At 52.4% G+C, this 11,868-nt stretch carries 8 protein-coding genes and 1 rRNA gene; 7 read left to right on the top strand and 2 right to left on the bottom strand.

Features of this window, described 5'->3' with window-relative positions:
* Positions 1 to 5: 5 nt before the first annotated feature.
* Both rrf and AC791_RS00465 read left to right on the top strand, forming a co-directional pair.
* Positions 6 to 121, top strand: a 5S ribosomal RNA gene (gene rrf / locus AC791_RS00470).
* Positions 122 to 198: 77 nt separating this feature from the next.
* Entirely contained in the window at positions 199 to 582 is a 384-nt protein-coding gene (locus AC791_RS00465; protein WP_049838531.1) for a YjaA family stress response protein, read from the top strand.
* Here the strand turns inward: AC791_RS00465 and AC791_RS00460 are convergent, their stop codons facing one another.
* Positions 583 to 1,023: an acetyltransferase gene (locus tag AC791_RS00460; protein WP_049838530.1), complete on the bottom strand. Its 441-nt coding sequence runs from the start codon at positions 1,021 to 1,023 to the stop codon at positions 583 to 585.
* 155 nt (positions 1,024 to 1,178) lie between these two features.
* Between AC791_RS00460 and metA the strand changes: the two genes are divergently transcribed.
* The 4 genes from metA to aceK all read left to right on the top strand — a co-directional run bounded on the left by metA (position 1,179) and on the right by aceK (position 7,204).
* Entirely contained in the window at positions 1,179 to 2,108 is a 930-nt protein-coding gene (metA, locus tag AC791_RS00455; RefSeq protein ID WP_049838529.1) for a homoserine O-acetyltransferase MetA, read from the top strand.
* Between the two features lie 267 nt (positions 2,109 to 2,375).
* The gene (gene aceB, locus AC791_RS00450) at positions 2,376 to 3,977 is read left to right on the top strand and encodes a malate synthase A (protein WP_049838528.1); all 1,602 of its coding nucleotides are present in this window, start codon (positions 2,376 to 2,378) and stop codon (positions 3,975 to 3,977) included.
* A gap of 71 nt (positions 3,978 to 4,048) precedes the next feature.
* On the top strand, positions 4,049 to 5,353 hold the full coding sequence (aceA, locus tag AC791_RS00445) for an isocitrate lyase (protein WP_049838527.1): 1,305 nt from the start codon (positions 4,049 to 4,051) through the stop codon (positions 5,351 to 5,353).
* Between the two features lie 78 nt (positions 5,354 to 5,431).
* Positions 5,432 to 7,204, top strand: a complete 1,773-nt coding sequence (gene aceK, locus AC791_RS00440) for a bifunctional isocitrate dehydrogenase kinase/phosphatase (RefSeq protein WP_049838526.1) — start codon at positions 5,432 to 5,434, stop codon at positions 7,202 to 7,204.
* On the opposite strand, the gene iclR is transcribed toward aceK, so the two are convergent.
* Positions 7,176 to 8,003, bottom strand: coding sequence for a glyoxylate bypass operon transcriptional repressor IclR (iclR, locus tag AC791_RS00435; protein WP_049838525.1), 828 nt, complete (start codon positions 8,001 to 8,003; stop codon positions 7,176 to 7,178). The genes aceK and iclR overlap by 29 nt on opposite strands.
* A gap of 181 nt (positions 8,004 to 8,184) precedes the next feature.
* Between iclR and metH the strand changes: the two genes are divergently transcribed.
* A complete protein-coding gene (gene metH, locus AC791_RS00430) occupies positions 8,185 to 11,868 on the top strand; it encodes a methionine synthase (RefSeq protein ID WP_049838524.1) in 3,684 nt (1,227 codons plus the stop codon).

Here is an 11,868-nt window from a genome sequence, read left to right as displayed (position 1 = left end):
ATTTGCCTGGCGGCACTAGCGCGGCGGTCCCACCTGACCCCATGCCGAACTCAGAAGTGAAACGCCGTAGCGCCGATGGTAGTGTGGGGTCTCCCCATGCGAGAGTAGGGAACTGCCAGGCATCAAACAAGTAAAAAGCCCATCCTCACGGATGGGCTTTTTGCGTTTCTTACTTAACTCTCAAAAAAGGCGTTTTTCATGCCTGCTTTGTATATTCAGCTACGTAAAAACCGGATCGCCGTGCGTGATATTGACCGGGAAAAAGACGTGTCAGCTCAGGCGACGTTTAGCAATCAACGTCTGCTGATCGCTGATTTTTTGCAGGCGGAAAAGGTATTATCCGGACTTATCCAGCAACTTTATCCTGCAACCTTGATTTCCTCTCTCCTGCGCAGCAGGCGTTTTGACATTGTAATCAGCGCGCTGGAAATGAACGAGGGCGGATTATCGCCGGTCGAAGAGCGCATTTTGCAGGAAGTTATTGCCGGTGCCACGAGAATGAAATATCGCCAGATAAAAATTCATGCGCAAACAGCGCCATTGACTGATAGCGCTGTACTAACGATGCTTGAAAAAGAATAGCTAACGCGTGTATCGCAGATGCAATAGCGGATAAGGGCGACCCAGATCGTCCTTCTCTGAACGTCCTGTCACAGCAAAACCTGCCTTTTTATAAAATGCCACCGCCTGATGATTTTGCTCATTAACATCGGTAGTCAGCTCGGGAGCAAGCGTCAGTGCATGTTCAACCAATCTTTTACCTACCCCTTTACCACGAAAATCAGGATCGACAAACAGCGCATCCATATGTTGAGCTGTTAACAGCATAAATGCGATCGGCTGATCCTGTTCCGTTACGGCAACCCACAGCGGCGCTTCAGGCAAAAAACTCCGTACCAGCTCTTCCAGCTCTGCGCGATAAGCCGGCGTCAGAAAATCGTGTGTGGCATCAACAGAACGACACCAGATGTCAGCCAGACAATCAGCTTCGCCCTGCTGCGAACGGCGAATATTAATAACCATATTATCTCCTTTTACTCCTGCTTATAGTTTAACGTAATTCACGCCGTGAAACTTTCTCACCTTCCTTCCGTTTACTCGACATTATGACTATTCCTGGGTATTGTCAGCTGTCTGGATGTCTAAACGTTTAAACGTATGCAGTGAGGATATAAGTTATGCCGATTCGGGTGCAGGATGAATTACCAGCCGTTAATTTTTTGCGTGAAGAAAACGTCTTTGTTATGACGGCCTCGCGCGCGACGGGTCAGGAAATTCGTCCGCTGAAGGTACTCATTCTTAATTTGATGCCGAAAAAAATCGAAACGGAAAACCAGTTTTTGCGTCTGCTATCCAACTCACCGCTTCAGGTCGATATCAGATTACTGCGCATTGATGCACGTGAACCCCGTAATACGCCGGTAGAACATCTGAATAACTTTTACTGCAACTTTGATGATATCCGCGATGAAAACTTTGACGGACTGATTGTTACGGGTGCACCGCTGGGACTGGTTGAATTCAATGATGTCGCCTTTTGGCCGCAAATCAAACAGGTACTGGAGTGGGCCAAAGAGCATGTTACTTCCACATTATTTGTCTGTTGGGCGGTACAGGCTGCCCTTAACATTCTCTACGGCATTCCGAAACAGACGCGCAATGACAAACTCTCCGGAGTCTATGAACATCACATTTTACATCCACACGCGCTATTAACCCGGGGTTTTGACGATACCTTTCTGGCACCGCATTCACGCTTTGCTGATTTTCCGGCAGCGTTGATTCGTGATTATACCGATCTAGAGATTTTCGCCGAAACGGAGGCCGGCGACGCTTACCTGTTTGCCAGCAAAGACAAGCGTATTGCCTTTGTCACAGGTCATCCGGAATATGATGCTGACACCCTTTCAGGCGAATACTTTCGGGATGTAGAGGCCGGGCTTAGCCCTGATGTCCCCTACAATTATTTTCCGAAAAACGATCCGCAGAACACCCCGCATGCCACGTGGCGAAGCCACGGCAATTTACTCTTTACCAACTGGCTTAACTATTACGTCTACCAGATCACTCCATACGATCTGCGGCATATGAATCCTACTCTGGATTAATTAGCTGCTCTGCACGATCCTAAAGCGTTTCAGCTCTCTAAATCAGGCACCTGCGGGTGCCTTTTTTATTTCCGAAACCATCCTCATTCGCCATAAAAATTTTATTCTCTTTGTAATCAGCACATTGAGTACTATTTAAATATAAAATGGAAATAGTTTTTGATTTTATAATTTATTTAAGTAGTCTTGGTTTTGCTGAACAAAAATCCGACAACGATCTTCCGTTCACGTAAAGACGATCCCGGAGTAACGAAGAGGAGCAACGTAATGACAGAACAGGCAGCCGTTACAGATGAACTGATCTTTAAGCAGTCGGGCAGGGCGCAGGATAAGCAGATCCTGACACCTGAAGCAGTAGAGTTTCTGACGGAACTAGTTGCCCGCTTTGCGCCAGAACGTAATCAACTTCTTGCCGCCCGCCTTCAGCAACAGCAGGCCATCGATAATGGAAATAAACCAGATTTTATTTCGGAAACGACTTCCATTAGAAATAGTGAGTGGCGTATTCGCGGGATTCCGGATGATTTGCAGGATCGCCGCGTAGAAATCACTGGCCCGGTTGAGCGCAAAATGGTGATCAATGCGCTTAACGCGAACGTAAAAGTATTTATGGCGGATTTCGAAGACTCACTGGCGCCAGACTGGAGCAAAGTGATCGACGGGCAAATCAATCTGCGCGATGCGGTTAATGGCACTATCAGCCACACCAATGAAGCCGGAAAAATTTATCAGCTCAAGCCTAACCCGGCGGTTCTGATATGTCGCGTACGCGGCCTGCATCTGCCGGAAAAACATGTTACCTGGCGTGGGGAGGCTATTCCCGGCAGCCTGTTCGACTTTGCACTCTATTTTTTCCACAATCATAAAGCGCTACTGGCAAAAGGCAGCGGCCCTTATTTCTATCTGCCGAAAACGCAGGCCTGGCAGGAAGCCGCCTGGTGGAGCGAGGTTTTCAGTTATACCGAAGATCGCTTTAAGCTGCCGCGTGGAACCATCAAAGCGACATTGCTGATTGAAACATTACCCGCTGTTTTCCAGATGGACGAAATCCTGTATGCCTTGCGCGATCACATCGTTGGACTTAACTGCGGACGCTGGGATTATATTTTCAGCTATATCAAAACGTTAAAAAACTATCCGGACCGCGTGCTGCCCGATCGGCAGGTGGTAACCATGGATAAACCTTTCCTCAGCGCCTATTCCCGTCTGTTAATTAAAACCTGTCACAAGCGCGGCGCATTTGCGATGGGCGGAATGGCGGCTTTTATTCCCAGTAAAGATGCCGGGCGTAACGCTCAGGTTCTTGGCAAAGTGAAAGCGGACAAAATGCTGGAAGCTAACAATGGCCATGACGGCACCTGGGTTGCTCATCCGGGGCTGGCCGACACCGCGATGGCCATTTTCAACGAGGTACTGGGTAATAACCCGAACCAGCTATCCGTCACCCGTCATAACGATGCACCGGTGACGGCAGAGCAGCTATTGGCTCCGTGCGAAGGTGAACGTACTGAAGAGGGAATGCGGGCGAACATTCGCGTGGCGGTGCAGTACATCGAGGCATGGATTTCTGGCAATGGCTGCGTACCGATTTATGGTCTGATGGAAGATGCCGCAACGGCTGAAATCTCCCGGACATCAATCTGGCAGTGGATCCATCATCAGAAGACGCTGAGTAACGGTAAACCTGTCACTAAATCCCTGTTTCGTCAGATGCTGGCAGAAGAAATGCAGGTGATTCAGGAAGAACTGGGCGAGCACCGCTTCAGTAGTGGACGTTTTGATGACGCTGCACGTCTGATGGAACAAATTACCACCTCAGATGAGTTAATCGATTTCCTGACCCTACCGGGCTACCGATTGCTGGCGTAATTACTCCTGTGCTCAACGCGATACGCGGCCTGACATACCTTACCGATAAAAAGAATATGGAGCCTCTGTAGATGAAAACACGTACCCAACAAATCGAAGATTTACAGCAGGAATGGACTCAACCGCGCTGGGATGGCATCAACCGACCGTACAGTGCAGAAGAGGTGGTAAAACTGCGCGGTTCAGTGAATCCCGAGTGTACTCTGGCGCAGCTGGGGGCCGCTAAAATGTGGCGGCTGCTACACGGTGAATCGAAAAAAGGCTACATCAACAGTCTTGGGGCGCTGACCGGCGGACAAGCATTACAGCAGGCAAAAGCGGGCATTGAAGCGATATACCTCTCCGGCTGGCAGGTGGCCGCAGATGCAAACCTGGCTTCCAGCATGTATCCGGATCAATCACTGTACCCGGCGAACTCCGTTCCGGCAGTCGTTGATCGGATCAACAATACCTTCCGTCGCGCGGATCAGATCCAGTGGTCGGCCGGCATTGATCCCGCCGATCCGCGTTACATCGATTACTTTCTGCCGATCGTCGCCGACGCAGAAGCAGGATTTGGTGGGGTACTTAATGCCTATGAACTGATGAAATCGATGATTACGGCAGGTGCCGCGGCTGTTCACTTCGAAGATCAGCTGGCCTCGGTAAAAAAATGCGGTCACATGGGGGGTAAAGTACTGGTCCCGACGCAGGAGGCGATCCAAAAACTGGTGGCGGCGCGTCTGGCCGCGGACGTAATGGGCGTTCCGACATTAGTCATTGCCCGCACCGATGCCGATGCCGCAGATCTGATCACCTCAGACTGCGATCCTTACGACAGCAGTTTTATTACCGGCGAGCGTACTCGCGAAGGGTTTTACCGTACGCAGGCCGGTATTGAACAGGCCATTAGTCGTGGACTGGCTTATGCTCCTTACGCGGACCTTGTATGGTGTGAAACCTCAACGCCCGATCTTGAGCTGGCGAAGCGCTTTGCCGATGCGATTCACGCGAAATATCCCGGCAAACTGCTGGCCTACAACTGCTCGCCGTCGTTTAACTGGCAGAAAAAGCTGGATGATGAAACCATCGCCAGCTTTCAGCAGCAGCTGTCGGATATGGGCTACAAATACCAGTTCATCACCCTGGCAGGCATTCACAGCATGTGGTTCAACATGTTTGACCTCGCGCACGCTTATGCTCAGGGGGAGGGGATGAAGCACTACGTAGAGAAGGTTCAGCAGCCTGAATTTGCGGCGGGCAAAGACGGGTATACCTTTGTCTCCCACCAGCAGGAAGTCGGCACCGGATACTTCGATAAAGTGACCACCATTATTCAGGGCGGAAGTTCTTCCGTGACCGCGCTGACCGGATCGACGGAAGAATCACAATTCTGAATAACGGCATCCGCGCTCCTGCCCTCTCTTTCAGGGAGAGGGCAGGGGTGAGGAGAAGTCCAACATACAGGAGCCAGAATGACGCGAAGCCTGGAACTATTGATAGCGCAAACCATTCTGCAAGGCTTCGATGCACAGTACGGGCGATTTCTGGAAGTCACCTCTGGCGCACAACAGCGCTTCGAGCAGGCCGACTGGCACGCGGTTCAACAGGCGATGAAAAATCGTATCCATCTTTACGATCATCACGTTGGCCTGGTCGTAGAACAATTGCGTTGCATCACCGACGGCAAAAGCACCGATGCCGATTTTTTGCTGCGGGTAAAGCAGCACTACAGGGAACTATTACCGGATTACCCTCGCTTTGAGATAGCGGAAAGCTTTTTTAACTCCGTCTATTGTCGGTTATTTGACCACCGCTCGTTAACACCCGAGCGGCTTTTTATTTTCAGTTCACAGCCGGAACGACGGTTTCGTGCCATTCCCCGCCCGCTGGCAAAAACCTTCAGGCCGGAGCACGGCTGGGAACTTATGCTCGGTAAAATGTTAAGCGATCTGCCGCTGCGTCTGCCCTGGCAGGACAAGGATCGTGACGTGAGGTATATCATTAGGCAACTGGTCGAAAATTTTGGCGAGGCGATCCTGCACCAGGCCCATCTGCAGATCGCTAACGAGCTTTTTTACCGTAATAAAGCCGCGTGGCTGGTGGGTAAACTCATTACGCCATCGGGAACACTCCCTTTTCTGTTGCCCATCCACCGTTCCGATGACGGTGAACTCATTATTGATGCCTGCCTGACGGAGATCGCTGAAGCCAGTATCGTATTCGGTTTTGCCCGCTCTTATTTTATGGTTTACGCACCGCTGCCTGCGGCGCTGGTTGAATGGCTGCGCGAGATCCTGCCCGGAAAAACCACCGCCGAGCTGTATATGGCGATTGGCTGCCAGAAACATGCAAAAACCGAAAGCTATCGTGAATATCTGGCGTACCTGACCGGTTCTGACGAGCAGTTTATTGAAGCCCCCGGCATTCGTGGCATGGTGATGCTGGTGTTTACACTGCCAGGCTTTGATCGGGTATTCAAAATCATCAAAGACCGGTTTGCCCCGCAGAAAGAGATGTCTGCCGCGCACGTACGTTCCTGTTACCAGCTGGTCAAAGAGCACGATCGCGTCGGACGAATGGCCGACACCCAGGAGTTTGAAAACTTTGTGCTGGAGAAGCGACAAATTTCGCCCGCACTGATGGCCCTGCTGCTGAGGGAAGTACCTGAAAAAATAACTGATTGCGGCGAGCACATTACGATCCGCCATCTCTATATAGAGCGTCGAATGGTGCCGTTAAATCTGTGGCTGGAACAGGTTGAGGGCCAGCAACTCCGCGATGCCATTGAAGAGTACGGAAATGCCATTCGTCAGCTTGCCGCCGCCAACATTTTTCCCGGCGATATGTTATTTAAAAACTTTGGCGTTACCCGTCACGGCCGCGTCGTGTTCTATGACTATGATGAAATCTGTTATATGACGGAAGTGAATTTTCGCGACATTCCACCGCCGCGCTATCCGGAAGATGAAATGAGTGCCGAGCCCTGGTACAGCGTGTCACCAGGCGATGTTTTCCCGCAGGAATTTCGTCACTGGCTGTGCGCCGATCCGCGCATTGGTCCGCTGTTTGAAGAGATGCACGCCGACCTGTTTCGGGCAGATTACTGGCGAGCACTACAAACGCGCATCCGCGACGGGCATATCGAAGATGTTTACGCTTACCGCCGTCGCCAGCGGTTCTGCGTACGCTATGCCCGGAATGCAGGAGACGCGTGGCTTAGCGCAGACCGCCGTAGGCCAGGGTGACCGCTTTTGCCGCCCGAATGACCATCGCACCAAACTCGGTCACCCGGTCGTCAGTGATCCGCGAGCAGGGGCCGGAAATAGAAATCGCTGCAAAAGGTTCGCGGTGTTCATCATAGATGCAGGACGCGACACAGCGCAGTCCAAGCGCATGTTCTTCATCATCAAACGAATAGCCGCGTTTGCGCGTCTGGACCAGATCTTCTTTGAGATGCAACGGTGATACCAGCGTGGCATGCGTATAGGTATGCAGCCCCTGACGATGCAGCAATTCGGTCACCTGCTCCTCATTTAATTGCGCGAGAAACGCTTTTCCGGCGCCGGAAGCGTGCATGGGCAATTTACCGCCAATCGGGGCTGACATACGCATAAGCTGGGTACACTGAACCTGATCGACAATAATTGCCTGATGATCGCTTTTATCCAGTACCGCCAGATTGACCGTCTCGCCGGACTCTTCCATCAGCGTGCGCAGGATAGGATGGACAATCGCCAGCAGATTACGGCTTTGCAAAAAACTGCTGCCAACCCTAAATGCGTGCGCGCCTACCGACCAGTGGCCCAGATCGCCGACCTGACGTACAAAGCCAAGCTGCTGCATGGTAGTTAATAAACGATGCGTTGTGGAGTTCGGTAAACCAGCCTGCTGTGCCAGTTCGGTAAGCGCGACGCTGCCGTTCGATTCTGCAATCCACTCCAGCAACTTTAGGCCACGCGTTAACGACTGTACCTGGCCAGTTGCCTGTGTTGCGGTGGTCGGGGCAGGTTTTCTGCCGCGTTTAGCGGGAACGGGGGCAACCATAACTCACTCCTTTTCTGTATCGTGGAAATCATTTTCGTTTTATTTAAGTATAATGCAACAACAACCGTGCTGATCGGATGAGTACAAAATGAACTTGTCTCATGTTCGAAAGCGCTCTCTTTTCCGCCTGCACGCTTTGTGCCAGTATGGCGTGTTACGTTGAGCATTGTCGGGAGCGAGTGTGAGCAGCAAAGTGGACCAACTGCGTGCGCAGTTAAACAAGCGTATTCTGGTTCTGGATGGGGGCATGGGCACCATGATCCAGGGTTATCGTCTGGACGAACAGGATTTTCGTGGCGAACGCTTCGCCGACTGGCCGTGCGATCTTAAAGGAAATAACGACCTGCTGGTATTGAGCCAGCCAGAGACTATCTCCGCTATCCACAGTGCCTACTTTGAGGCGGGTGCGGATATTATCGAAACCAACACCTTCAACTCCACGACCATTGCGATGGCGGATTACCAGATGGAATCCCTGTCGGCAGAAATCAACTTTACGGCGGCTACACTGGCGCGCGCATGTGCCGATGAGTGGACCGCCCGCACGCCAGAGAAACCGCGCTACGTGGCGGGTGTACTGGGTCCAACTAACCGTACGGCGTCCATCTCACCGGATGTCAACGATCCGGCATACCGTAACGTTACTTTTGATCAGCTGGTGGCAGCGTATCGTGAATCGACCCACGCGCTGGTTAAAGGCGGCAGCGACCTGATCCTGATTGAGACTATCTTTGACACCCTGAATGCCAAAGCGGCGATTTATGCGGTAAAAGAAGAGTTCGAGGCGCTGGGCGTCGATCTGCCGATCATGATCTCCGGTACTATCACCGACGCGTCCGGACGCACGCTGTCCGGACAGACTACCGAGGCTTTTTACAATGCCCTGCGCCACGCCGATGCGCTCACCTTCGGCCTGAACTGCGCGCTGGGACCTGATGAACTTCGCCAGTACGTGCAGGAACTGTCGCGTATTGCCGAGTGCTACGTCACCGCGCATCCCAATGCCGGGCTACCCAATGCGTTTGGCGAGTACGATCTGGATGCCGACACCATGGCGGCACAAATTCGTGAATGGGCGCAGGCCGGCTTTCTGAATATCGTCGGCGGCTGCTGCGGGACGACGCCAGAACACATTGCTGCCATGAGTCGCGCGGTTGAAGGCTTAGCGCCGCGCCGACTGCCTGATATTCCTGTCGCCTGCCGTCTGTCCGGTCTTGAACCGCTTAATATTGGTGACGACAGTTTATTCGTTAACGTGGGTGAACGTACTAACGTTACCGGCTCTGCCAAATTCAAGCGTCTGATTAAAGAAGAAAAATACGCCGAAGCGCTGGCTGTTGCCCGTCAACAGGTTGAAAGCGGTGCGCAGATTATCGATATTAATATGGATGAGGGAATGCTCGACGCCGAAGCGGCGATGGTGCGATTCCTCAACCTGATTGCCGGTGAGCCGGATATTGCCCGCGTGCCGATCATGATCGACTCCTCGAAATGGGATGTTATCGAAAAAGGGCTGAAATGCATTCAGGGTAAAGGCATTGTTAACTCTATTTCGATGAAAGAGGGCGTAGAGCCGTTCATCCAGCACGCGAAGAAAGTGCGCCGTTACGGTGCCGCCGTAGTGGTGATGGCGTTTGATGAACAGGGGCAGGCAGATACCCGGGCGCGTAAAATTGAGATTTGCCGTCGGGCGTACGCCATTCTGACCAAAGACGTCGGTTTCCCGCCGGAAGATATTATTTTCGACCCGAATATTTTTGCCGTCGCGACGGGCATCGAAGAACACAACAATTATGCCCAGGATTTTATCGGTGCCTGCGAAGATATCAAACGCGAGCTGCCACATGCCCTGATTTCCGGCGGCGTGTCTAACGTGTCATTCTCATTTCGCGGCAACGATCCGGTCCGTGAAGCGATCCACGCGGTCTTTCTCTACTACGCCATTCGCAACGGCATGGACATGGGCATTGTCAATGCCGGACAGCTGGCGATTTACGACGATCTCCCCGCGGAACTGCGCGATGCTGTCGAAGATGTGATCCTCAACCGCCGGGATGATGGCACCGAGCGGATGCTGGAGCTGGCAGAAAAATACCGCGGCAGTAAAACCGATGACACTGCTAATGCGCAGCAGGCCGAATGGCGCAGTTGGGAGGTGAAGAAACGTCTCGAATATTCGCTGGTCAAAGGTATTACTGAATTTATCGAGCTGGATACCGAAGAAGCACGTCAGCAGGCGGATCGCCCGATTCAGGTTATTGAAGGGCCGCTAATGGACGGGATGAACGTGGTTGGCGACCTGTTCGGCGAAGGAAAAATGTTCCTCCCGCAGGTGGTAAAATCTGCCCGGGTGATGAAACAGGCGGTGGCCTATCTCGAACCCTATATTGAAGCCAGTAAAGAAAAAGGCTCCAGTAACGGCAAGATGGTTATTGCCACCGTAAAAGGTGACGTACACGACATCGGCAAAAATATCGTTGGCGTGGTATTGCAGTGTAATAACTACGAAATTATCGATCTTGGCGTGATGGTTCCGGCAGAAAAAATCCTCAGAACCGCCAGGGAAGTCAATGCCGATCTGATTGGCCTTTCCGGGCTTATCACGCCATCGCTGGATGAAATGGTTAACGTGGCAAAAGAGATGGAGCGGCAGGGCTTTACCATTCCGCTGTTGATTGGCGGTGCGACGACCTCCAAAGCGCATACGGCAGTAAAAATCGAACAGAACTACAGCGGGCCTGTCGTCTATGTACAAAATGCCTCCCGCACCGTGGGTGTGGTTGCAGCCCTGCTTTCCGCTACCCAGTGCGATGAGTTTGTTGCCCGGACCCGCAAAGAGTACGACACCGTGCGTATTCAGCATGGCCGCAAGAAACCGCGCACGCCGCCGGTTACCCTTGAGGCCGCGCGTGAGAACGATCTGGCGTTTGACTGGGCCAGTTACACGCCGCCGGTGGCCCACCGGCCTGGCGTCCAGGCGGTAGAGGCGAGCATTGAAACCCTGCGCAATTATATCGACTGGACGCCGTTCTTTATGACCTGGTCGCTGGCCGGAAAATATCCGCGCATTCTCGAAGATGAGGTGGTGGGTGAAGAAGCCCGGCGGCTCTTTAAGGATGCCAACGATCTGCTGGATAAACTCAGTGCCGAAAAAGCGCTCAATCCGCGCGGCGTGGTGGGGCTGTTTCCGGCTAACCGCGTTGGCGATGATATTGAAATATACCGCGATGAGACGCGCACCCGGGTATTAACTGTCAGCCGGCATCTGCGTCAGCAGACTGAAAAAGTCGGCTTTGCCAACTACTGTCTGGCCGATTTTGTGGCCCCTAAATTGAGTGGTAAGGCTGATTATATCGGCGCATTTGCGGTTACCGGTGGTCTGGAGGAGGATGCCCTGGCAGAGGCGTACGACGCGCAGCATGACGACTACAACAAGATTATGGTCAAAGCGATTGCCGATCGTCTGGCCGAGGCTTTTGCCGAATATTTACATGAGCGGGTACGTAAAGTGTACTGGGGCTATGCGCCGAATGAGAACCTCAGTAATGAGGAGCTGATCCGCGAAAACTATCAGGGCATCCGTCCTGCACCCGGCTATCCTGCCTGCCCGGAGCACACAGAGAAAGGTACCATCTGGGAACTGCTGGATGTGGAAAAACACACCGGTATGCAACTCACTGAGTCCTTTGCTATGTGGCCTGGCGCATCGGTTTCCGGCTGGTATTTCAGCCATCCCGATAGCAAATATTATGCCGTGGCACAGATCCAGCGCGATCAGGTCGAAGATTATGCGCGACGCAAAGGAATGAGTGTCACGGAAGTCGAACGCTGGCTGGCCCCGAATCTGGGATACGATGCAGATTAA

Origin of the sequence: Klebsiella sp. RIT-PI-d, assembly GCF_001187865.1 — a bacterium.
Lineage (GTDB): Bacteria > Pseudomonadota > Gammaproteobacteria > Enterobacterales > Enterobacteriaceae > Superficieibacter.
Note: the sequence above shows the minus strand (reverse complement) of the source record. Positions and strands in the feature narration are given on the sequence as shown.